This is a genomic window from Pseudomonas sp. NY15435 (assembly GCF_048068295.1).
GTDB lineage: Bacteria > Pseudomonadota > Gammaproteobacteria > Pseudomonadales > Pseudomonadaceae > Pseudomonas.
Map to the genome: position 1 here is coordinate 209,826 of NZ_JBLUQA010000011.1, position 23,670 is coordinate 233,495.

The following is a 23,670-nucleotide window of genomic DNA, read 5'->3' on the forward strand; positions in this document are numbered from 1 at the left end:
TACCGAAGGGACTTCGCCGTGCGTCGGCTCTGGACTGCCACAGGACTCCTCGTCAGCTTGCTGCTGGCCGCTCTGGTCTGTCTTCCGACCTATGCGGCAAGCCAGGAACCCGGCTGGTCCCAGCTCCACGACAGTGACGCCCGCCTGCAACTGCAGGACGTGATTTCCCCGCGCTACCGCACCCTCTTCAGCCCGCTCGACATCAACGACCTGCACGCCCCCGCCGGCCCCGGCGCGACCTGGCTGCACTTCCGCCTTCCCGCCAATGACGAGCCCCAGCAGCTGCGCCTGTTCGCGCCGAGCCTGGACAGCTTCGAGATGTTCATCCTCGACGGGCAGAAAATCCTCGAGCAGAAGAGTGCCGGCAACCTCTCCCCGGTGCAGCGTCCGCTGCTCAACAGTGATCTGGTGATCCCCCTGCGCACCGCCGCCGAGCCGCTGGACCTCTACCTGCGCCTCGCCTCAGCCATGCCGCTGCGCCCGAACATCAGCATCGAAGCCGCCGGCCAGCCGAGCAACGACCAGCGCCCGCTGCACTTCGGCGTGCTGATCGGCTGCCTGGCCATGCTGCTGCTCTACAACCTCGTACGCTTCGCCTACACCCGCGTCGCGAGCGGCCTGTGGCTGGCCGGCGTGCACGTCAGCCTGCTGCTGGCCTGCCTCAACCTGTTCGGCCTGCTCAGCCCCTGGTACGGCAACAGCCAGTCGCTGCAGCCGATGGCCGCCCTAGCCTGCCTGGTGGTGACGCTGTTCTGCGCGCTGGGCTACACCGCCAGCTTCTTCTCTGGCCTCACCCCGCGCCTGCCGCTCAAGCGTCTGCTGCTGGGCGGCACCGCCGTACTGGTGGTACTGAGCGTCGTCCTCAATCTGGTGCTTGCCCTGTCCATCAGCAGCCTGGTCTACGGGCTGATCACCCTGGTGACCCTGGGCATGCTCGGCGTAGCGGTCTACTACTGGATTCACTCTTACCAACCGGCGCGCCTGTTCGCTATCGGCATGGGCGTCTTCGTGGTGGTCTGGTGCCTGTGCTTGCCGTCGCTGCTGGGCTATGTGGCGACTCGCGCGGAATGGCTCGGCAGCGGCCTGCTCGGTCTCTCGGCGGTGGTCGGCTTCCTGCTCAGCCTCGCCCTCGCCGAGCGCCAGCGGAAAATCCAGAACGACCACTTCGCCGCCAGCCGCCAGCGCGCCGCCAACGTGGCCGAGCTGAAGGCCAAGGGCGACTTCCTGGCGAAGATCAGCCACGAGATTCGCACGCCCATGAACGGTGTGCTGGGCATGACCGAGTTGCTGCTCGGCACCCCGCTCTCGGCCAAGCAACGCGACTACGTGCAGACCATCCATAGCGCGGGCAACGAACTGCTCTCGCTGATCAACGAAATCCTCGACATCTCCAAGCTGGAGTCCGGGCAGATCGAACTGGATGAAGTGCAGTTCGACCTCGGCGCGCTGATCGAGGACTGCCTGGCGATCTTCCGCGCCAAGGCCGAACAGCAGAAGGTCGAGCTGATCAGCTTCACCCAGCCGCAGGTGCCGCGCATCGTCAGCGGCGACCCGACACGCCTGCGCCAGGCCGTGCTGAGCCTGCTGGACAACGCCTTCAAACAGACCGACGAGGGCGAAATCCTTCTCGTCGTCGCCCTCGACGGCTCGGCCGAGCGCCCGCGCCTGCGCATCGCCGTGCAGGACAGTGGTCGCCCGCTGGATGCCGCCGACCGCCAGGCCCTGCTCACCGCCGAACTGCACAGCCGTGACTTCCTCTCCGCTACCCGCATGAGCAGCCGCCTCGGCCTGATCATCGCGCGCCAGTTGATCCGCCTGATGAACGGCGATTTTGGAATAGAGAGCGGGGACAGCGGCGGCGATTCGGGCAACCTGCTGTGGCTCAGCCTGCCGCTGGACCCGCAGCAGATCGACCAGGCCGGCGCCGACCTCGACAGCCCGCTGCAGGGCGCGCGTCTGCTGGTGGTGGACGACAACCAGACCTGCCGCAAGGTGGTGGTGCAGCAGTGCAGCGCCTGGAGCATGAACGTCAGCGCGGTGTCCTCGGGCAAGGAAGCGCTGGCCCAGCTGCGCACCAAGGCGCACCTGCGCGAGTATTTCGATGTGGTCCTGCTGGACCAGGACATGCCCGGCATGACCGGCATGCAACTGGCCACCAAGATCCAGGAAGACCCGAACCTCAATCACGACATCCTGCTGATCATGCTCACCGGCATCAGCAACGCGCCGAGCAAGATCATTGCGCGCAACGCCGGGATCAAACGCATCCTGGCCAAGCCGGTGGCAGGCTATACGCTGAAGGCGACGCTGGCCGAAGAGCTGTCCCAGCGCGGCCCGAGTGGCGTGAGCAACTATCTTGCGCCAACCAGCGAGCCGGCTTCGAACGTGCCGCCCAGCGACTTCCGCATCCTCGTCGCCGAGGACAACAGCATCTCCACCAAGGTCATCCGCGGCATGCTGAGCAAGCTCAACCTGCAGCCCGATACCGCCAGCAACGGTGAAGAAGCGTTGGCCGCGATGAAGTCCACCCAGTACGACCTGGTACTGATGGACTGCGAGATGCCGGTGCTCGACGGCTTCTCCGCCACCGAGCGCCTGCGCGCCTGGGAAGCCAGCGAACACCGCCCGCACACCCCGGTGGTGGCGCTCACCGCGCACATCCTCAGCGAGCACAAGGAGCGCGCACGGCTGGTCGGAATGGACGGCCACATGGCCAAGCCGGTGGAGTTGTCGCAACTGCGCGAGCTGGTGGCCTACTGGGTCGGCGAGCGGGATCGCCGCCTGCGCCAGCAGCAGAGCGACGCGCTGCCATCCTGATACCGCCTTTGCCCATCATCAAATCCCGCGCCGCTCTTTTGTAGGAGCGAGCTTGCTCGCGAACCGAGTCCTGCTCCGGCGCCGCCGGAAAATCCGCTCGCGAGCAAGCTCGCTCCTACAGGTATCTCCGCGTCGCGGTTTTGCCCCGCCGCAATGCCGCCCGCCGTCCCACCCGCTATGCTTTGCCCAGCCGCGCCCTCTCAATCCGGACGAGTCGTTCCCATGCAAGTGATGTTCAGCGTGTACCTGAAGATGCTGGTGCTCTACAGCCCATTCTTCGTGCTGTCCTGCTTCATCAGCCTGAACCGCGGCTTCGCCCCGCGCGACCGCAAGCGCATGGCCTGGCGCGTGGCCCTGGCGGCGTTGATCGCCAGCGTTCTGCTGTACCTGTTCGGCCGCTACATCTTCACCCTGTTCGGCATCACCGCCGATGCCTTCCGCATCGGCGCTGGCTCCGTGCTGTTCATCTCCGCCCTCGGCATGGCGCAAGGGCGCTCGGCGGTGCAGGCGGACAACGTGCAACAGGACGTCACCATCGTCCCGCTGACCATCCCCATCACCGTCGGTCCCGGCACCATCGGTGCGCTGCTGGTGATGGGCGTGAACCAGGACTGGGAGCACAAGCTGCTGGCCCTGGCGGCGATCTTCCTGGCCTGCCTGACCGTGGGTGTAACGCTCTACCTCTCCGACAAGATCGAAAAGGTCCTCGGCGAACAGGGCCTGATGATCGTCAGCCGCCTGATGGGGCTGTTCGTCTGCGCCCTCGCCGCGCAGATCATCATGACCGGCGTGCGCGGCTACTTCCTCCCGCAATGACGCGCTCCTTTGGGGAGCGCCGCGCACCAAAGGGCGTTCGGCGCACCAAAGCTGCGCACTGAAAAACCTCACCATTACGACAGAAAATCGCGTGCAGCCCATCTGCGCCAAGGCTTTTGCCTGTTTGGCACGGATGCTGCGATGGCAGCTTCGATCCCGTCCGGGAATCGCCCCATTTCCGGGGAAGCTGCCGTCCGGCAACTCCCCGCCCCTGGATAGCCAAGGAGGCTGCCGCGATGAAACGTCGTCCGCTGTTGAAAAGTACGCTGGCCGTGAGTGCCCTGCTGCTCACCGGTCTGTTCCCGTTCAGCTCCCAGGCCGCCGAGACCATCAAGGTCGGCATCCTGCATTCGCTGTCCGGCACCATGGCGATCTCCGAGACCTCGCTCAAGGACATGGCGCTGATGACCATCGACGAGATCAACGCCAAGGGCGGGGTGAACGGCAAGAAGCTCGAAGCGGTGGTGGTCGACCCCGCCTCCAACTGGCCGCTGTTCGCCGAGAAGGCGCGCCAGCTGCTGACCCAGGACAAGGTCGCGGTGGTCTTCGGCTGCTGGACCAGCGTGTCGCGCAAATCCGTGCTGCCGGTGTTCGAAGAGCTCAATGGCCTGCTGTTCTACCCGGTGCAGTACGAGGGTGAGGAAATGTCGCCCAACGTCTTCTACACCGGCGCGGCGCCGAACCAGCAGGCGATCCCGGCCGTGGAATACCTGATGAGCGAGGACGGCGGCGCCGCCAAGCGCTTCTTCCTGCTGGGCACCGACTACGTCTACCCGCGCACCACCAACAAGATCCTGCGCGCCTTCCTGCACAGCAAGGGCGTGGCCGACAAGGATATCCAGGAGGTCTACACCCCGTTCGGCCACAGCGACTATCAAACCATCGTCGCCGACATCAAGAAGTTCTCCGCCGGCGGCAAGACCGCGGTGATCTCCACCGTCAACGGCGACTCCAACGTGCCGTTCTACAAGGAACTGGCCAACCAGGGCCTGGAAGCCACCGAAGTACCGGTGGTGGCCTTCTCCGTGGGCGAGGAAGAACTGCGCGGCATCGACACCAAGCCGCTGGTGGGCAACCTCGCGGCGTGGAACTACTTCGAGTCGGTGAAGAACCCGGAAAACACCAAGTTCGTCGCTGACTGGAAGGCCTACGCCAAGGCCAAGAACCTGCCCAACTACAGCACCGCCGTGACCAACGACCCGATGGAGGCCACCTACGTCGGCATCCACATGTGGGCGCAGGCCGTGCAGAAGGCCGGCAGCACCGACGTCGACAAGGTTCGCGAGGCCATGGGCGGGCAGACCTTCAAGGCGCCCTCGGGCTTCACCCTGACCATGGACAAGACCAACCACCACCTGCACAAGCCGGTGATGATCGGCGAGATCGAGGACAACGGTCAGTTCAACGTGGTCTGGAAGACCCCCGAGCCGATACGCGCCCAGCCGTGGAGCCCGTTCATTCCGGGCAACGACAAGAAGCCGGACTACGCGGTGCGCAGCAACTGATCCTCCGGGGAGCCAGAGCCCCTCTCCCTAACCCTCTCCCTGAAGGGAGAGGGAACCGTATGGCGCAAGATCACGCCAAGGCATCAGCCGGCTCGGACGGCTTTCTCCCTGACGGGAGAAAAACAGTCAGACGCAGGATGAAGCCAGAAGTATCTGGCGGCACGGATAACCCCCTCTCTCTTCAGGGAGAGGGCTGGGGAGAGGGGGCATCCGCCCACTCCCGCCTTTCAGGGAACACACCATGCCCACTGCCCTGCTCCACCTGCTTCGCCTCTGCGCCCTCGCGCTGGCCGCGCTGCTGCCGCAGCTCGCCTTCGCCGGCCCCGCGCAGGACTTCGCCAGCGCTGATAACGACGCCCGCGCCAAACTGCTGGAACAATGGGCCGCCGCGCCTGATGCCGACCGCCTGCCGTTGCTGGAAGCCATCCAGTCCGGCCGCCTCGCCATCGATGCGCAGGGTCGTGCCTTCGTCCTCGGTGACGAGGGGCAATACCAGCCCGCCGACGGCGGTGCCGCACCAGTCGGCGAGCCCGACAAGCTACGCCTGAACAACCGCCTGCGCGGCCTGGTGAACACCGCAATGGCCAGCCACCAACTGGTCGCCGACAGCGCCGACGTGCGCCTGGAAGCCGCGCGTCAATTGCAGAAGAGTGCCCGCCCGGCGCAGCGCACGCTGCTCGAATACCGTCTCAACGAAGAATCCGACGACGCCGTCAAAGCCGCCCTGCAACTGGCCCTGGCCAACCTGCAGCTGGCCGACCCGGCTCCCGCCGTGCGCCTCTCCGCCGTGCGCCTGCTGGGCGAATCCGGCGATCCGCAGGCGCGCACCCGCCTGGAAAATCTCCTCGACCCCGCTGTCGAACCCGACGATTCGGTGCGCACCGCCGCCGCCACCAGCCTCGGCCAGGTCAAGCGCCGTCTGTTGATGGGCGATCTGTTCGGCCAGGCTTTCAGCGGCCTGTCGCTGGGCTCGATCCTGCTGCTCGCCGCCCTGGGCCTGGCGATCACCTACGGGCTGCTCGGGGTGATCAACATGGCCCACGGCGAAATGCTGATGCTCGGCGCCTACTCCACCTATGTGGTGCAGTTGCTCTGCCAGCGCTTCGCTCCCGGCCTGCTGGAGCTGTATCCGTTACTCGCGCTGCCGGTGGCCTTCCTGGTCACTGCGTGCATCGGCATGGCACTGGAACGCACGGTGATCCGCCACCTCTACGGCCGCCCATTGGAAACCCTGCTCGCCACCTGGGGCATCAGCCTGGTGCTGATCCAGCTGGTGCGCGTGCTGTTCGGCGCGCAGAACGTCGAAGTGGCCAACCCGGCGTGGCTGTCCGGCGGCATCCAGGTGCTGCCCAACCTCGTACTGCCGTGGAACCGCATCGTCATCATCGGCTTTGCGCTGTTCGTGCTGGCGCTCACCTGGCTGCTGCTCAACCGCACGCGGCTGGGCCTGAACGTCCGCGCGGTGACCCAGAACCGCAACATGGCCGCCTGCTGCGGGGTGCCCACCGGCCGCGTGGATATGCTCGCCTTCGGCCTGGGCTCGGGCATCGCCGGCCTGGGCGGCGTAGCGCTGTCGCAGGTCGGCAACGTCGGCCCGGACCTGGGCCAGAGCTACATCATCGACTCCTTCCTGGTGGTGGTGCTCGGTGGTGTCGGCCAACTCGCCGGCAGCGTGTTCGCCGCCTTTGGCCTGGGCGTGGCGAACAAGATCCTCGAACCGCAGATCGGCGCGGTGCTGGGCAAGATCCTGATCCTCGCGCTGATCATCCTGTTCATCCAGAAACGTCCGCAGGGGCTCTTCGCTCTGAAAGGGAGGGTCATCGATTGATGAAAACGTTCCCCTTCTATCCATCCGCTCTTCGTAGGACCGAGGGGGGCGCCTCAGCCCTTGCTCGCGAACCCGCCCAACTCCGAAGCCAACGGGAAATCTGTTCGCGAGCAAGCTCGCTCCTACAGAAAGCCGGGGAGACTTATTCGTGAACCAGCCACTCACCGTGACGGCCGCGCAGAAGGCCGGCCCGAAACTCACCGCGGGCATCGTCGGCGCCGCGCTCATCGCGCTGCTGATCCTGCCGCTGCTGCACCTGTTGCCGGAAAGCAACGCGCTGCACCTGTCGGCCTACGGGCTGACGCTCACCGGCAAGATCCTCTGCTACGCCATCGTCGCACTGGCGCTGGACCTGGTCTGGGGTTACGCCGGCCTGCTGTCCCTGGGCCACGGGCTGTTCTTCGCCCTGGGCGGCTACGCCATGGGCATGTACCTGATGCGCGAGGCCGCCGGCGACCAGTTGCCAGCCTTCATGACCTTCCTCTCCTGGACGGAGCTGCCCTGGTACTGGGCCGGCACCCAGCACTTCCTCTGGGCGCTGTGCCTGGTGGTGCTGGCGCCCGGATTGCTGGCGCTGGTATTCGGCTTCTTCGCCTTCCGCTCGCGGATCAAGGGTGTGTACTTCTCGATCATGACCCAGGCGCTGACCTTCGCCGGCATGCTGCTGTTCTTCCGCAACGAGACGGGCTTTGGCGGCAACAACGGCTTCACCAACTTCCGCAGCATCCTGGGCTTTTCCATCACCGCACCGGGCACGCGGGTGGCGCTGTTCATCGCCATCGTCGTGCTGCTGGCGGCGAGCCTGGCCATTGGCTTTGCCCTGGCGCGCAGCAAGTTCGGCCGGGTACTGACCGCCCTGCGCGACGCGGAGAACCGCCTGATGTTCTGCGGCTACGACCCGCGCGGCTACAAGCTGTTCGTCTGGACATTGTCCGCGGTGATCTGCGGCCTGGCCGGCGCACTGTTCGTGCCGCTGGTGGGCATCATCAACCCCAGCGAGATGTCGCCGACCAACTCCATCGAAGCTGCCGTGTGGGTTGCCCTCGGCGGGCGCGGCACGCTGATCGGCCCGCTGCTCGGCGCTGGCGTGGTAAACGGCGCGAAGAGTTGGTTCACCGTAGCCTTCCCCGAGTACTGGCTGTTCTTCCTCGGCGCGCTGTTCATCGTGGTCACCCTGTACCTGCCGCGCGGCATCATCGGCCTGAGGAAATCATCATGATCGCTACTGCGCGTCCCGACTGCGGCGTTGCGCCGTGCTCACTCCTCACCGTACCCCATCGTACTGTCTCGTCGCTGTGCGCGGCGCGCCTTGCAGTCGGGATTGCTCGCGACGCGCTCCTGACGATTTCCGCGGAGAAAGAGCAATGAGAGCGGTCCCCCACCTGATGCTGGAACCGGCCTACGATCCCAACCGCGACCCTGGCGCCAGCCGCGATGCCATCGGCATAGGCTCGAGCGCCAGCGGCCAGCTGGACGTGCGCCACGGCACCATCCTGACCCTGGAAGACATCAACGTCAGCTTCGATGGCTTCCGCGCCCTGCGCGACCTCACGCTGTACATCGGTGTCGGCGAGCTGCGCTGCATCATCGGCCCCAACGGCGCGGGCAAGACCACGCTGATGGACGTGATCACCGGCAAGACCCGCCCGGACAACGGCAAGGCGTACTTCGGCGAAACCCTCGACCTCACCCGCATGAGCGAGGTGGAAATCGCCCAGGCCGGCATCGGTCGCAAGTTCCAGAAGCCCACGGTGTTCGAGGCGCTCTCGGTGTTCGAGAACCTGGAGCTTGCGCAGAAGACCGACAAGTCGGTGTGGGCCAGCCTCAAGGCGAAGCTCTCCCGCGAGCAGAAGGACCGTATCGAGGAAGTGCTCACCACCATCCGCCTGCACGAGTCGCGCAATCGCCCCGCAGGATTGCTGTCCCACGGGCAGAAGCAGTTCCTGGAGATCGGCATGCTGCTGGTGCAGGAGCCGCAACTCCTGTTGCTGGATGAGCCGGTGGCGGGCATGACCGACGCCGAGACCGAGTTCACCGCCGAGTTGTTCAAGTCCCTTGCCGGCAAGCATTCGCTGATGGTGGTGGAGCACGACATGGGCTTCGTCGGCAGCATCGCCGACCACGTCAGCGTGCTGCACCAGGGGCATGTACTGGCCGAGGGTTCGCTGGAGGAAGTGCAGGCGAACGAGCAAGTGATCGAGGTTTATCTGGGCCGCTAGTACGACGGTGGATGAAGCGTTCCGCTCCATTCGCCCGACGCCGCAAGCAACCGTAGGGCGCATAACGCGCAGCGTTATCCGCCGCAGCCGAATGCAAAGGAAACACCCATGCTGCAAGTCGACAAACTCCACCAGTATTACGGCGGCAGCCACATCCTCCGTGGCCTGTCGTTCGACGCGAAGATCGGTGAGGTCACCTGCCTGCTCGGCCGCAACGGCGTGGGCAAGACCACCCTGCTGCGCTGCCTGATGGGCCTGGTGCCGGCCAAGGAAGGCAAGGTCAGCTGGGAAGGCAAGCCGATCACCGGGTTCAAGCCACACCAGCGCGTGCACGCCGGCATCGCCTACGTGCCGCAAGGCCGGGAAATCTTTCCGCGGCTGACGGTGGAGGAAAACCTGTTGATGGGCCTGTCACGGTTCAGCGCCAACGAAGCCAGGGCGGTGCCTGAACACATCTACGAACTGTTCCCGGTGCTCAAGGAGATGAAACAGCGCCGCGGTGGTGACCTCTCCGGCGGCCAGCAGCAACAGCTCGCCATCGGCCGCGCACTGGCCAGCAGGCCACGCCTGCTGATTCTCGACGAGCCCACCGAAGGCATCCAGCCGTCGGTGATCAAGGAGATCGGCACGGTGATCCGCAAACTCGCCCAACGCGGCGACATGGCCATCCTGCTGGTGGAGCAGTTCTACGATTTCGCCGCCGAACTGGCCGACCAGTACCTGGTGATGTCCCGTGGCGAGATCGTCCAGCAGGGCCGGGGGGCGGATATGGAAGCCGAGGGCGTACGCGGGCTGGTGACTATCTAGGCCGGACAGTCGGCGGGGTCGCGAGCAAGCTCGCTCCTACAGCTCGGGCCTGCATACCCTTTGTAGGAGCGAGCTTGCTCGCGAACCAAACCCACACCCACGCTCCACGCTGAGACGACCTGTCACTGGCGCATGAGCGCGGCGGATGGCAAGCTGCCAGGCCCCGTACTGGATTTTTCTGGAGTTCGTCATGCCCCTCGTCCTGCGCCCCGCCGTCAATGACGACGCCGGATTCGCCGCAGTCTGCGTGGCAGCCGCCTACGCCCAGTGGATTCCCAAGCTCGGCCGCAAGCCCGGCCCGATGCTGGACGACTACCACGCCATCATCGCCGAGGACCGCGTGCTGATCGCCGAGCAGGACGGCGTGCCCGTCGGCCTGCTGGTGATGCGCGAGACCGACGAAGGCTTCCTGCTCGACAACATCGCCGTGCTGCCCGAGTGCGCCGGCCAGGGCATCGGCCGCGTGCTGCTGATCCACGCCGAGGAAACCGCCGCCCAGTTGGGCTTCAGCTCGCTCTACCTGTACACCAACGAGCGCATGGTGGAGAACATCGAGCTCTACGCGAAGAACGGGTACCAGGAGTACGCGCGCAAAGTCGAGAACGGCTTCCGCCGCGTGTACATGCGCAAGCAGCTAGGCTGAGGCGCGGCTCTTGTAGGAGCGAGCTTGCTCGCGAACCGGCCCAGCTCCGACACCGCAGGGGAAGTCCGTTCGCGAGCAAACTCGCTCCTACCGCCAGCGCACCACCATGGTGCGCATTGATCGAGGACGCACCGCAACCGCGCCCGTACCTGACCGATCGGACAATCACCCTGGGCACCCCATACCCCGCGCCGAACGGGCCCTGCGGCACCTTGTGCAGGCGCCACGCACTATCCTGGCGCATCCCGGCACGCTGATTGCTCTGTCCTGAGCATCCTTCGTTTCGAAGCTGCCCATGAACGCACCGGCCATCCTCTTCCATCCTGCCTGGCACGCCGAGCTGGAGCTTGCCTACGCTCGCTTCGGCGACTGCACGCGGCCGGTCACCCGGCGCCACCTCGGGCCGCTGCGGGTGCAGAAGCACCTCTATGCGGAAGGGCCGCAAGTCTGTCAGCACATCGTCGTGCATCCGCCTGGCGGCATCGCTGGCGGCGACACCCTGAGCCTCGACATCCGCGCCGGCAACGACAGCTGGGCGCAGCTCACCAGCCCCGGCGCGGCCAAGTGGTACCGCGCCAACTGCGTGGCGAAACAGCAACTGGACATCCGCGTCGGCCCCGGCGCGACGCTGGAATGGCTGCCGCAGGAAACCATCGCCTACTCCGGCGCGCAGGCCGAACTCACGACCCGTATCGATCTCGAAGCCGACGCCCGATTGTTCTACTGGGACGTGGTCGCCCTCGGCCGCCCAGCCAGTGGCGAGCGCTTCGACGAAGGCCACTTCGCCGCCGCCCTGGACATCCGCCGCGACGGCCAGCGCCTGTGGCACGAGCGCCAGCGCGTGACGGGTAGCGACCGCCTGCTCGATTCGCCCATCGGCCTCGCCGGCCACCCGGTGATGGCGACGCTGATCGCCAGTGGGCAGATCGATGCGGCGCTGCTCGAAGCCTGCCGCACGGTGCCCTGCCAGGGGCGCGGCAACCTCACCCAACTGCCCGGCCTGGTGGTCGCCCGCTGCCTCGCCCATGAGGCGCTGCACGCCCGCGCCTGGCTCATCGAACTCTGGCGTCGGCTGCGGCCGGCGCTGCTCGGCCGCGAAGCCGTTCTTCCCCGAATCTGGAGCACCTGAGATGGACCTGACGCCCCGCGAAAAAGACAAGCTGCTGATCTTCACCGCCGGCCTGGTCGCCGAACGTCGCCTCGCCCGTGGTGTGAAACTCAACTACCCGGAGGCCGTGGCGCTGATCTCCGCCGCGCTGCTCGAAGGCGCGCGAGATGGCCAGACGGTCGCCGACCTGATGCACTACGGCACCACGCTGCTGAGCCGTGAACAGGTGATGGAAGGCGTGCCGGAAATGATCCCGGAGATCCAGGTGGAAGCCACTTTCCCGGACGGCACCAAGTTGGTCACCGTGCATCAGCCCATCGCCTGATCGCGCGCCATCCAACAAGGGGGCAGCGACAATGGCGGATGAAGCCTTCCGCTTCATTCGCCCTACGTATAGAGGAACCACCATGCTCATCCGCGACGCCAGCCAAGCCGACCTCGGCAGTCTGCGCGACATCTACAACGACGCCGTGCTCAACACCACCGCCATCTGGAACGAGGTCGCCATTGACCTGGAGAACCGCCGCGCCTGGCTGGAACTGCGCGCGCAGCAGGGCTTCCCGGTGCTGGTGGCCGAAGATGGCGGCGAGGTGGTGGGCTACGCCAGCTACGGCCCGTGGCGCGCCTTCGACGGTTTCCGCGAGACGGTCGAGCACTCGGTCTACGTACGCGCCGACCAGCGCGGCAAGGGCCTCGGCCCGATCCTGATGCACGCACTGATCGAGCGCGCCCGCGCCCAGAGCCTGCACGTGATGGTCGCGGCCATCGAAAGCGGCAACGCGGCGTCGATCCGCCTGCACGAGCGCCTGGGCTTCATCATCACAGGGCAGATGCCGCAGGTGGGCCAGAAGTTCGGCCGCTGGCTGGACCTCACCTTCATGCAATTGAACCTCGACTCACGGAGCGTCCCATGATCCCTGGCGAATACGACATCCAGCCCGGCGAGGTCGAACTCAACGCCGGCCGCCGCACGCTCGCCCTGACGGTGGCCAACAGCGGCGACCGGCCGATCCAGGTCGGCTCGCACTACCACTTCTTCGAGACCAACGACGCGCTGCTGTTCGACCGCGACGCGGCTCGCGGCATGCGCCTGAATATCCCGGCCGGCACAGCCGTGCGCTTCGAGCCGGGGCAGAGCCGCGAGGTGGAGCTGGTGGAATTGGCGGGCGAGAGAAAGGTTTACGGATTTGCCGGGCGGGTGATGGGCGCGCTCTGAGCTAAATGCCACATAGAGCCCCTCTCCCCCGCCCTCTCCCTGAAGAGAGAGGGAGAAAGCAGCGCGAGCAGTGAGTCAGCACAGTGCACCGATCAGCCCCCTCTCCCTTCAGGGAGAGGGTTGGGGAGAGGGCAAACCAGCGCAAGGACCGACCAAGGAGCCCCGATGAAGATCAGCAGACAAGCCTACGCCGACATGTTCGGCCCCACCGTCGGCGACCGCGTCCGCCTGGCCGACACCAACCTGTGGGTCGAAGTGGAAAAGGACTTCACCGTCTACGGCGAGGAAGTGAAGTTCGGCGGGGGCAAGGTCATCCGCGACGGCATGGGCCAGGGCCAGCTGTGTGCCGCGCAGGTCGTCGATACCGTGATCACCAACGCGCTGATCATCGACCACTGGGGCATCGTGAAAGCCGACGTCGGCCTCAAGCACGGCCGCATCGCCGCCATCGGCAAGGCCGGCAACCCGGACATCCAGCCCGGCGTCACCATCGCCCTGGGCGCCAGCACCGAAGTGATTGCCGGCGAGGGTATGATCCTCACCGCCGGCGGTATCGACACGCACATCCACTTCATCTGCCCGCAGCAGATCGAAGAGGCGCTGATGAGCGGAGTGACCACCATGATTGGGGGCGGCACCGGGCCGGCCACCGGCACCAACGCCACCACCTGCACCTCCGGCCCCTGGCACATGGCGCGCATGCTCCAGGCCGCCGACGCCTTCCCGATGAACATCGGCTTCACCGGCAAAGGCAACGCCAGCCTGCCGCTGCCACTGGAAGAACAGGTGCGCGCCGGCGCCATCGGCCTGAAGCTGCACGAGGACTGGGGCACCACTCCGGCGGCGATCGATAACTGCCTCTCCGTGGCCGACCGCCTTGACGTGCAGGTGGCGATCCACACCGACACCCTGAACGAGTCCGGCTTCGTCGAAACCACCCTGGCCGCCTTCAAGGGCCGCACCATCCACACCTACCATACCGAGGGCGCCGGCGGCGGCCACGCGCCGGACATCATCAAGGCGTGCGGCTTCGCCAACGTGCTGCCCAGCTCGACCAACCCGACGCGGCCGTTCACCCGCAACACCATCGACGAGCACCTGGACATGCTCATGGTCTGCCATCACCTGGACCCGAGCATCGCCGAGGACGTGGCCTTCGCCGAATCGCGCATCCGCCGCGAGACCATCGCCGCCGAGGACATCCTCCACGACCTCGGCGCCTTCAGCATGATCAGCTCCGACAGCCAGGCCATGGGCCGCGTCGGCGAAGTGATCACGCGCACCTGGCAGACCGCCGACAAGATGAAGCAGCAGCGCGGCGCGCTGGAGGGCGACGGCGCGCGCAACGACAACTTCCGCGCCAAGCGCTACATCGCCAAGTACACCATCAACCCGGCGATCACCCATGGCGTGGCCCATGAAGTGGGCAGCATCGAAGTGGGCAAGCTGGCCGACCTGGTGCTCTGGCGCCCGGCGTTCTTCGGCGTGAAGCCGAGCCTGATCCTCAAGGGCGGCGCCATTGCCGCGAGCCTGATGGGCGACGCCAACGCCTCGATCCCGACGCCGCAGCCGGTGCACTACCGGCCGATGTTCGCCAGCTACGCCGGCAGCCGCCACGCTACCTGCCTGACCTTCATCAGCCAGGCCGCGTTCGACCTCGGCGTGCATCACGAACTGGGCCTGCGCAAGACCATCGGCGTGGTGAAGGGCTGCCGCAGCGTGCAGAAGACCGACCTGATCCACAACGCGTACCTGCCGCACATCGAGGTCGATGCGCAGAACTACCAGGTGCGCGCGGACGGCCAGTTGCTCTGGTGCGAACCGGCGGACGTGCTGCCGATGGCACAGCGGTACTTCCTCTTCTGAGAGAAGCTGCTGTAAGGACAGACTATTCCGAAGACCGACTCCGAAGATTGCGACACATTGCCGGCTTCCGCTATGGCGCAATGATGGCTACCCTGCGGCCCCCTGGGAAAGAGTCCCAGGGGTTTCAATCTCAGGAGAGTCATGTGAAGTTCACCCGTATCGCCGCCACCCTGCTGGCCACCGCCGTTCTCGCCGGCTGCACCGGCACCCCGATGAAGACCCAGAGCTACAGCCCCGACCAGTACACCGTGGTCGGCCACAGCGAAGGCAAGGCCACTGGCATCCTGCTGTTCGGCTTCATCCCGATCCAGCAGAACGACCGCTTCGTCCGCGCGCAGAACGCCGCGGTCAAGACCAAGGGCGGTGATGCGCTGATCAACACCCAGGTGCAGGAAAACTGGTTCTGGGCCTGGGTCCTGACCGGCTACACCACCACCGTATCCGGTGACGTGGTCAAGCTGAACAAGTAAGGCTCCCCCGCTTTTCCGGACCGGCGCGCCATGCCCGGTCCGGCTTCATCCCTTGCCATAAATCAAGCTTTGCGCCATCCCCCGCCTCACCGCCCGCCGATTGAGATTCGTCTTATTCGGCTACCTGAACGCGCGCTGAACAATGTGCCCACTGATCCGGCAAAGCCCTTACCGGCCGCGGATCTGGCGTGGCGCACAAGCTCGCGACCATGCCTCCCCAAAACGTCCAGCGAAACAGGAAATGCTCCGGAAACCTCCCCTCCGGTAGACCCGCCAGGAAAGGCTCAAGGCGCTGGTAATCCGCCCCGCATCGCCCTCTGGCGGCGGGTGCAAGGAGGTTTGCAATGCGCTTTACCAAAACCCTTCTGGCCACGCACGTGGCTCTGGCCATTGCTGTCATTGGACAGGTGGGCCTGGCACAGGCCGATTGCACCAAGGTCAATGACACGACCCTGTCCTGCGACAACACGCTGTACTACACCAGCGGTTTCGACCCTAACAGCTTCCCGACCGTGATCATCGACACCGGCACCAAGATGGGGACTACCGGGATACCAGCACTTGGGATGCCGCTGCAGGGATTTGGCATCTACGGCAACAGCAGCCGCTATACGCTCGATGAATTGTCGATCACGACCAAGGGCGCCATGGCGGACGCCATCCAGGCCAATAACGGGACCAACACCATCACCGTCAACCAACTGACCATCTCTACCACTGGCAGCTCGGCCGATGGTATCAACGTCACCGAAAACGCCTATAACTCCACCGTCACCGTCGGCGACGATGCCATCATCAACACTTCGGGCATGGCTGTACGTGCCAACACATCGAAGAACGGTGGCACCAACCGGATCATCATCGGCAACGGTGCCACTTTGAATACGACCGGCGCCGGAAGCAACGGCTCGGATGGCAACGGCTACGCCGTCTATGCCGGCAACCGCGATTCCGGGTATGCCACCTTCAAGGGCGATGCCGAAGTCACCATCGGCGACGACAGCACTATCTCCACCTCCGGCAAGGCAGCCCATGCTGTCTTCGCGAACCGGGGTGGCGTGATCAACCTGGGCAGTACCCAGATCAAGACCACCGACGCGAATGCTTACGGTATCTACGCGCAGACCCTGGAAGACTTCAACGGCATGCGCGGCGGCAAGGTGCACCTACAAGGCGACACTCAGGTCATCGTCACCGATGGCAACCGCGCCATGGCCGCCAACGGCGCAGACTCCAGCATCGTATCGGACAACCCGGCGATCTACCTGCTCGACAGTAGTGCCGCGGTCGACACAGCCAACCGCAAAGGCGTAGCCCTGTACGCCGAGAACCAGGGCAAGCTGGACCTGAAGATGGCTGCCGGCTCCTATCTCAATGGCACCACCAGCACCGCCACCGATGGCGTGATCGACCTGGCCATGGACGGTGCTTCCAGCCAGTGGTTCATGACCGGCAACTCCAACCTGACCAACCTCACGCTCACCGATGGCGCCCAACTGGTCTATGACCGTCATGACGAACACGGCGCATACACCTACAAGACCCTGACCGTGGACGGCGACTTCACCGGCGGCGGTCACCTGGTGATGAATACCTACCTGGGCGACGACACGTCCGAGACCGACAAGCTCGCCATCAGCGGCAGCACTTCGGGCGATACGCGCGTCACCGTCAACAACACCGACGGCCCCGGTGCCGAAACCCTGGAAGGCATCCAGATGATCACCGTGGGCGGCACCTCCGCTGGCGAGTTCAAGTCCGACCGGGTCACCGAAGGCGGCTACGAATATGTGCTGCGTCGCGGCGGCAGCTTCGTCGGTTCCACTGGCCGGGACAGCGACTGGTACCTGACGTCCTACAAGCCGACCGAGCCGGAGCCGGAAGATCCCGATCCGGTCGACCCCGGCCCTGAGGATCCGGGCCCTGTCGATCCGGGTCCGGAAGACCCCGGTCCCGTCGATCCAGGCCCCGAAGATCCGGGTCCGGTCGACCCAGGTCCTGAAGATCCGGGTCCCGTCGATCCGGGTCCTGAAGAGCCTGGCCCCGAAGAACCAGGTCCGGTTGATCCGGGCCCGACTGACCCGGTGCCGGAAAAACCCGCGCCCAACGACAAGGACCGCGTGCGTCAGCCCGAAGGTGGCAGCTACACCGCCAACATCGCGGCGGCCAACACCATGTTCCTGCATCGCCTGCATGACCGGACCGGCAACCTGACCTACGTCGACCCGGATACCGGCAAGGAAGTGACCTCGATGCTGTGGATGCGCAACGTCGACGGCTCGACCCGCTGGGAAGACAGCACCGGGCAGCTGAAGACCGAGTCCAACCGCTATGTGCTGCAACTGGGCAGCGACCTGTACCGCAAGGAAACCGACAACGGTGACTGGGTATTCGGCGTGATGGCCGGCTACGCCAACGGCAACTCCACCACCAAATCGCGCATCACCGGCTACCGCTCGCGCGGCGAGATCGATGGCTACAGCCTGGGCGTGTACGGCACCTGGTACGAAAACAAGGAGGACGAAAACGGCGCCTATGTCGACAGCTGGGTTCTCTACAACGAGTTCGACGCCGACGTGAAGGGCGATCAACTGGCCAAGGAAAGCTACGACCTCAAGGGCATCACCGCCTCCATCGAGGCCGGCAAGACCTTCGAAGTGGCCAAGACCGAGAGCGCTACCTACTACGTGCAGCCGCAGGCGCAAGTGGTCTACATGGGCGTGAAGGCTGACAGCCACCGCGAGGCCAACGGCACCAAGGTCACCGGCAAGGGCGACGGCAACGTCATGACCCGTCTGGGCGCCCGCGCCGCCGTGCGCAGCAACCAGGAAGGCGGCTTCGCCAACACCTACGGTGTGGAGCCCTACGTGGAAACCAACTGGATCCACAACTCCAAGGACTTCGGCGCGAAGATGGGCAGCACCAAGTTCGAGATGGACGGCGCCAGTGACATCTTCGAAGTGAAGCTCGGAGCCACCAGCAAGGTGAACAGCCGAGTCAACGTCTGGGGTGAAGTGGGCCACCAGTTCGGCGACAACGGCTACCGCGACCAGGCCGTGACCGTGGGCTTCAAGGTCAACTTCTGATCCTGTCGTGAACCAGGGCCGCCGCACGCAACGTGCGGCGGCCCTTTTTCTCATCCCGCTCCTGTAGGAGCGAGCTTGCTCGCGAACCCCGGCACACGGGATGCGGCCCCTTGGCCACATGCCCTCTTCGCAGGAGGGAGCCAAGCGCGGAACCAGACACATCCAGTGAGGCGGTTCGCGAGCTTGCTCGCTCTTACAGGAGTGAAAACCCTGACGACTCAGTCAATTTTCTTCTGTCAGCCCGGTCGTACACCTCTGCTGCTATGCTCTGATGCTCGAAGAAAAAGGTAGACCTGCGATGACGGCGATGACTTCCCAGACGAACGACCGCCCGGGCATCTCGCCCGCGCTGGCCGCGTTGCGCGCCGCCACCCATGCGCTGCATGCCGACCTCGACAGCCGTTCGCCATTCGGCGGCGTGCTGACCCACGCCGACTACCTTGACCACGCCGCCCGCGTACTCGGCTGGATGCGCCCATTGGAGCAGTCGCTCTGGCCCCTCTGGCCGGATCAGCACGATGCCCGCCTGCGGCGCGGCAAGAGCCAGTGGCTGGAAGCCGACCTGCAGGCTGGCGGCCACCCCCTCGACACACTGCCCGAGTGCCCCGTGGCACCAACGCCAACCTGCCTGGCCGAAGCCTTCGGCATCGCCTACGTCGCCGAAGGCGCGACACTGGGCGGGCGCGTGCTCTACAAGCGTCACAAGGCCTCTCTCGAGCCCCTGCCGCTGCACTGGCTGCAAGGCTATGGCGAACACACCGGCGAGCGCTGGACCGCCTTCCAGCGCCAGCTCGCCGAGCAGGTCAGCACACCAGAAGATATCGCCCGCGCCCAGGCTGCGGCGCTGCGCGCGTTCACCTCCTTCCGCGATTGGGTGCTGGACGCCGCGACGAAACGGGCGGTCCCGGCATGAGCGAGCAGACTGTCACCCTCGCCAACTGCGAGGACGAACCCATCCATGTGCCCGGCGCGATCCAGCCTCACGGCGCACTGATCGCTCTCGACGAGCAAGGCCGAGTGCTCGGTTTCAGCGACAACCTCGGCACCCTGCTGGGCATCGCCCCGCAGCGGGGCGAGCCACTGGCGGAGGCCGACGTCGGCCCCGGCGTACTGGCGATGCTCGCCGAGGGACTGAGCGTGGAAGGTCCCTGGGTCAACAGCGTGGAAGCGCGGATCAACCGGCGCTTCTTCGACGTGATCGGCCACAGCCATGACGGCGTGCGCTACCTGGAGTTCGAACGGCGGGCGGCCGGCACCGCGTCCTTCACTACCTTCGCCCTGAATGCCCAGCGCCTGGTCAGCCAGCTACAGCTGCGCAACGACGTCGAGAGCCTGCTCATCAGCGTCACCGAGGAAGTGCGGCGGATGACCGGCTACGACCGCGTCATGGCCTACCGTTTCAACGAGGATGACTCCGGCGAGGTGGTGGCCGAATCCCGCCGCGAGGACCTGGAAAGCTACCTCGGCCAGCGCTATCCGGCGTCGGACATCCCCGCCCAGGCCCGCCGCCTGTACCTGCAGAACCCGGTGCGGCTGATTGGCGATGCGGCCTACCAACCGGTGGCTGTGCACCCGACGCTGAACCCGAGCAGCGGCAAGCCGTTCGACCTGAGCTTCAGCACCCTGCGCAGTGTTTCGCCGATCCACTGCGAGTACCTCGCCAACATGGGCGTGCGCGCCTCGATGAGCATTTCCATCGTGGTCGGCGGGCGGCTGTGGGGACTCTTCTCCTGCCACCACATGAGCCCAAAGGTGGTGCCCTACCCGATCCGCATGTCATTCCAGGTGTTCTCCCAGGTGTGCAGCGCCATGGTCGAGCGCCTGGAACAGGCGCGCACCAGCGAACTGCTGCGCCAGGCCTCCGAACGTCAGCAGGCGCTGCTGCGTCGCACCCGTGACTCCGACGACCTGCTCAGCGCCCTGTCGCGCCCCGGCGCCAGCGTTGCCGACCTGCTGCCATGCGACGGCGCGGTGGTGATGCTCGGCGGACGCGCCAGCAGCATCGGGGGGGATTTCGAGGCGCTGGCGGTGGCCATGGTCGCCGAGCTCCAGCAGCACGACGACCTTGACCTGTTCCACAGCGACCGCCGCCAGGACCTGCCCGACGCCCCACACGACCCGCGTTACTGCGGCGTCATGGCGATTCGTTTCCACCGCCAGGAATCGGGCTGGATCGTCTGGCTGCGCCTGGAGCAGGTGCACCGCATCCGCTGGGGCGGCAAGCCGGAGAAAATCGTCAGCACCGGCCCCTCTGGCCCGCGCCTGACGCCGCGCGGTTCGTTCGAGGCCTGGGAGGAAGTGGTGCGCGGGCGCTCCATGCCCTGGACCGGTATCGACCTGAGCATCGCCGACAAGCTGCGCACTGAGCTGGTGGAGCTGTGCCTGAACCGCGCCGGCGAGATCGACCGCATGCGCCAGCGCCTGATCGCCGTGCTCGGCCACGACTTGCGTAACCCGCTGCAATCGATCTCCATGGCCGCTGCCATGCTCTCCTCCAGCGATGTGCGAAACGCCGAGCTGCGCCAGCACATCACCTATTCCAGCAGTCGCATGGAGCGGCTGATCAGCCAGATTCTGGAGATGAGCCGCTTACAGAGCGGCGCGGGAATGACAGTGAAACCGGTGGCCGCCGACCTCTCGCGACTGGTGCGCGATATCGTCCAGGAAACCGACGTGGCCTATCCGGGCCTGTCCATCGAGACCGCCATCGAAAGCGGCGTCGAAGCCCAGGTCGACCCGGACCGTTACCTGCAGGTGGTGGCCAACCTGCTGAGCAATGCCCGCCACCATGGCCGCCCCGGCCGCCCGGTGCTGGTGGAGCTGTGCCGGCAGAACGACGTCGCCCGGCTGAGTATCCTCAATGAGGCCGAAGCGCTGGATGAAACGCGCATCGCCAATCTGTTCGAGCCGTTCAAGCAGGACGCCGGCGGCCACGGCCGCAACAAGAGCGGGCTGGGCATAGGCCTGTACATCTCCCAGGCCATCGTCAACGCCCATGGCGGCCGCATCGAAGTGGAACAGGCCGACGGCATCATCACCTTCAATGTGCTGGTGCCGCTGCGACCGGCGCCCTGATACCACAAAGCCCTGCAGCAGCGAGCTTGCTCGCGAACCGCCCCGAGCCTCGGTGCCCTGCCAGGGTTCGCGAGCGAGCTCGCTCCTGGAATGCAGAACGGCGCCTCGGGGCGCCGTTTTCATTGGACAAAGAAAGCTCAGCGCAACTGGCTGTCCTTGCTGCCGCGACGGTTGTAGCCGCTGTGCGTGGACTGTTCCTTGTCGTGCTCGGCCTGACAGTTCACGCACAGGCGCACGCCGGGAATGGCCTTGCGGCGCGCCTCGGGAATCGGCACATCGCACTCCTCGCAGTGGGTCAGGCTCTCACCTTTGGGCAACTGGCTGCGCGCCCGGGCGATGGCGTCCTCGATGGTGCTGTCGATCTGTTCCTGAACCGCTCCGTCGTTTGCCCAACCACTGGCCATGACGACCTCCCATACCTTGCTCAGTATTTGTACAGATATGACGGTTGAGATCGCGCTTTGCAAGGGCAGCGTCAGGCAGGAAAGCGAAACTTCGCGCGCGTTATATCGGATTTATCTGACATCCACTCCGGAGACGGACCTCGAAAATGTCGGCACTTTCGATAACTCAAGGACCACGTCATGCGCCGCCTCTCCGCGCTGCTGAGCTGCCTGCTGCTTACAACCACCGCTGCAATCGCGCTGGCGGGCGAGCCGGAAACGTTCACCACCGATCCGTTGATGAAGGACATCGAACGCTATCTGCTGCTGTACAGCGCCACCGGCGATGAGCGGTTCCTGACGCGCCTCGACAATCTGGGCACGGCCTTTGCCGACAAGCTCGCCGCACAACGCAACGCCACCGCCCTGAAGGACATCTGGACGCTCTATCAGCAGACCCTCGCCAAGGTACGGGATGCCTACAACAAGAAGGGGGTAGACCTGCCCACCGCCGTCCGGCAAACCCGCGAGGTCGCCCAATTGTTCGACAGCTTCCTGGAGGCCGGTGCAGACACATCCTCCAAGCTGCACATCGACCTGCGCGAGCTGGCACTGCTGGAGGCGCGCAAGGCCAATGGCAAGCTGTTGGGCGAGCCGGCCGATGAAGAGTCGCAGCAGATCCTGGCATTGCAGCAAGACATCCAGTCCCAGCTCGAGGCCATGCCAGCCGGCAACGAGCGAGATGCGCTGCTGATGCGCTGGACCTATCTGCGCAAAGCCGAAGGCCCCACGGGCACCCTGCTCTACCCGTTCAACGCGCAGATCGAATACCTCACGCGCCATCTCCCCCAGAGCTGATGTGCCGGGGAACTGCGGTGCGACCTTACTCTTTCACTTCCATGTATTCACGAGCCCAGATCTGGTACTCCTCGGGCAGTGTGTACTTCTTCGCCAGCTCCGAAGCGGTGAGGTCGGAGGCATGCACGCCACGCTGCTCGCGCAGGCAGTCGTAGGTAGCCTTGATCGCGGCGAAGTAGGCGGCGTGACCGTCGACCACGATGCGCACTCCCAGCTCGGCCAGGCGCGCGTCATCGCGCAGCTCGGGGTTGCCGTAGGACACCAGCATCAGCGGCACGGACAGGTGGCGGGAGATGGCTTCCAGATGGTCGAAATCACGGATGCCGACCATGCAGATACCGTCGGCGCCGGCAGCCTGGTAGGCCAGGGTGCGGCGGATCACGTCGTCCACTTCCAGCACTTCGGCATTGGTGCGGGCGATGATCGCCATTTCCGAGTCGATGCGCGCTTCCAGTGCCGCGCGGATCTTGCCGACACCTTCCTCGACCGGGATCAGGTCGGTGGACTTGCGCCCGAATTGCGCCGGCAGCAGGGTGTCCTCAATGGTCAGTGCGGCCACGCCGGCGCGTTCCAGCTCGACGATGGTGCGCATGGTGTTCAGCGCGTTGCCGTAGCCGTGGTCGGCGTCGGCGATCACCGGCAGGCGGGCGACACGGCCGATGCGGGTGGCCTGCTCGGTGAATTCGCTCAGGGTAATCAGCGCGAAATCAGGCGCCGCCAAAACTTGTAGTGAAGCTACAGAACCGCCCAGGATGCCTACTTCGAAACCCAGGTCGCCGGCGATGCGCGCCGACATGGGGTCGAACACCGAAGCGGTGTGATAGCAGGCTGAAGAATTCAGTAAGGCGCGGAAATCCTTGCGCAATTCGTGGAAGGAGGCTCTGTGCATGGTGGGATCCAACGGCTAATACGGGGTGGGAGAACGGAAATCAGATAGTGGAAAACTCTTGTAGGAAAACTACAGAAACACAAT

Annotated in this window: 20 protein-coding genes; 18 read left to right on the top strand and 2 right to left on the bottom strand. The window is 65.4% G+C overall.

Annotated features, from left to right (window positions below; translation table 11 throughout):
* Positions 1-18: 18 nt before the first annotated feature.
* From ACNFH5_RS24025 to ACNFH5_RS24105, 17 genes are all read left to right on the top strand, one after another.
* Positions 19-2,817, top strand: a complete 2,799-nt coding sequence (locus ACNFH5_RS24025; protein WP_416750300.1) for a response regulator — start codon at positions 19-21, stop codon at positions 2,815-2,817.
* A 222-nt stretch (positions 2,818-3,039) separates the two neighbouring features.
* Complete coding sequence (locus tag ACNFH5_RS24030) at positions 3,040-3,633, top strand: MarC family protein (protein ID WP_416750302.1); 594 nt, start codon at positions 3,040-3,042, stop codon at positions 3,631-3,633.
* Positions 3,634-3,869: 236 nt separating this feature from the next.
* A complete protein-coding gene (gene urtA / locus ACNFH5_RS24035) occupies positions 3,870-5,138 on the top strand; it encodes an urea ABC transporter substrate-binding protein (RefSeq protein WP_416750304.1) in 1,269 nt (422 codons plus the stop codon).
* A gap of 241 nt (positions 5,139-5,379) precedes the next feature.
* Positions 5,380-6,966, top strand: a complete 1,587-nt coding sequence (gene urtB, locus ACNFH5_RS24040; protein ID WP_416750306.1) for an urea ABC transporter permease subunit UrtB — start codon at positions 5,380-5,382, stop codon at positions 6,964-6,966.
* A gap of 148 nt (positions 6,967-7,114) precedes the next feature.
* The gene (gene urtC, locus ACNFH5_RS24045) at positions 7,115-8,185 is read left to right on the top strand and encodes an urea ABC transporter permease subunit UrtC (protein ID WP_275608841.1); all 1,071 of its coding nucleotides are present in this window, start codon (positions 7,115-7,117) and stop codon (positions 8,183-8,185) included.
* Positions 8,186-8,330: 145 nt separating this feature from the next.
* On the top strand, positions 8,331-9,185 hold the full coding sequence (gene urtD / locus ACNFH5_RS24050; protein ID WP_416750308.1) for an urea ABC transporter ATP-binding protein UrtD: 855 nt from the start codon (positions 8,331-8,333) through the stop codon (positions 9,183-9,185).
* A 108-nt stretch (positions 9,186-9,293) separates the two neighbouring features.
* Positions 9,294-9,992 (top strand): urea ABC transporter ATP-binding subunit UrtE, encoded by a 699-nt coding sequence (urtE, locus tag ACNFH5_RS24055; RefSeq protein WP_416750310.1) that lies wholly within the window; start codon positions 9,294-9,296, stop codon positions 9,990-9,992.
* Between the two features lie 190 nt (positions 9,993-10,182).
* On the top strand, positions 10,183-10,635 hold the full coding sequence (locus ACNFH5_RS24060; protein WP_416750312.1) for a GNAT family N-acetyltransferase: 453 nt from the start codon (positions 10,183-10,185) through the stop codon (positions 10,633-10,635).
* 295 nt (positions 10,636-10,930) lie between these two features.
* Positions 10,931-11,764: an urease accessory protein UreD gene (locus tag ACNFH5_RS24065; protein WP_416750314.1), complete on the top strand. Its 834-nt coding sequence runs from the start codon at positions 10,931-10,933 to the stop codon at positions 11,762-11,764.
* Between the two features lies 1 nt (position 11,765).
* Positions 11,766-12,068, top strand: a complete 303-nt coding sequence (locus ACNFH5_RS24070) for an urease subunit gamma (protein ID WP_017518207.1) — start codon at positions 11,766-11,768, stop codon at positions 12,066-12,068.
* A gap of 82 nt (positions 12,069-12,150) precedes the next feature.
* The gene (locus ACNFH5_RS24075; protein WP_416750317.1) at positions 12,151-12,657 is read left to right on the top strand and encodes a GNAT family N-acetyltransferase; all 507 of its coding nucleotides are present in this window, start codon (positions 12,151-12,153) and stop codon (positions 12,655-12,657) included.
* Positions 12,654-12,959 carry an urease subunit beta gene (locus ACNFH5_RS24080; protein WP_416750319.1) on the top strand — a complete coding sequence of 102 codons (306 nt, stop codon included), beginning with the start codon at positions 12,654-12,656 and terminating at the stop codon, positions 12,957-12,959. The genes ACNFH5_RS24075 and ACNFH5_RS24080 overlap by 4 nt, the downstream gene beginning before the upstream one ends.
* Before the next feature lie 165 nt (positions 12,960-13,124).
* Positions 13,125-14,825, top strand: coding sequence for an urease subunit alpha (gene ureC / locus ACNFH5_RS24085; protein ID WP_416750321.1), 1,701 nt, complete (start codon positions 13,125-13,127; stop codon positions 14,823-14,825).
* Between the two features lie 143 nt (positions 14,826-14,968).
* Positions 14,969-15,295 carry a hypothetical protein gene (locus tag ACNFH5_RS24090; RefSeq protein ID WP_416750323.1) on the top strand — a complete coding sequence of 109 codons (327 nt, stop codon included), beginning with the start codon at positions 14,969-14,971 and terminating at the stop codon, positions 15,293-15,295.
* A 344-nt stretch (positions 15,296-15,639) separates the two neighbouring features.
* Positions 15,640-18,381 carry an autotransporter outer membrane beta-barrel domain-containing protein gene (locus ACNFH5_RS24095; protein ID WP_416750325.1) on the top strand — a complete coding sequence of 914 codons (2,742 nt, stop codon included), beginning with the start codon at positions 15,640-15,642 and terminating at the stop codon, positions 18,379-18,381.
* Between the two features lie 307 nt (positions 18,382-18,688).
* Positions 18,689-19,294 (top strand): biliverdin-producing heme oxygenase, encoded by a 606-nt coding sequence (locus ACNFH5_RS24100; RefSeq protein ID WP_416750327.1) that lies wholly within the window; start codon positions 18,689-18,691, stop codon positions 19,292-19,294.
* Positions 19,291-21,456, top strand: a complete 2,166-nt coding sequence (locus tag ACNFH5_RS24105) for a GAF domain-containing protein (protein WP_416750329.1) — start codon at positions 19,291-19,293, stop codon at positions 21,454-21,456. Before ACNFH5_RS24100 ends, ACNFH5_RS24105 begins: the two co-directional genes overlap by 4 nt.
* Before the next feature lie 137 nt (positions 21,457-21,593).
* Here the strand turns inward: ACNFH5_RS24105 and ACNFH5_RS24110 are convergent, their stop codons facing one another.
* A complete protein-coding gene (locus ACNFH5_RS24110; protein WP_416750331.1) occupies positions 21,594-21,860 on the bottom strand; it encodes a DksA/TraR family C4-type zinc finger protein in 267 nt (88 codons plus the stop codon).
* A gap of 180 nt (positions 21,861-22,040) precedes the next feature.
* Here ACNFH5_RS24110 and ACNFH5_RS24115 point away from each other — a divergent pair, with 180 nt between their 5' ends.
* Complete coding sequence (locus tag ACNFH5_RS24115; RefSeq protein WP_416750333.1) at positions 22,041-22,697, top strand: hypothetical protein; 657 nt, start codon at positions 22,041-22,043, stop codon at positions 22,695-22,697.
* A 25-nt stretch (positions 22,698-22,722) separates the two neighbouring features.
* On the opposite strand, the gene ACNFH5_RS24120 is transcribed toward ACNFH5_RS24115, so the two are convergent.
* On the bottom strand, positions 22,723-23,586 hold the full coding sequence (locus ACNFH5_RS24120; protein ID WP_017518216.1) for an isocitrate lyase/PEP mutase family protein: 864 nt from the start codon (positions 23,584-23,586) through the stop codon (positions 22,723-22,725).
* Positions 23,587-23,670: the final 84 nt, after the last annotated feature.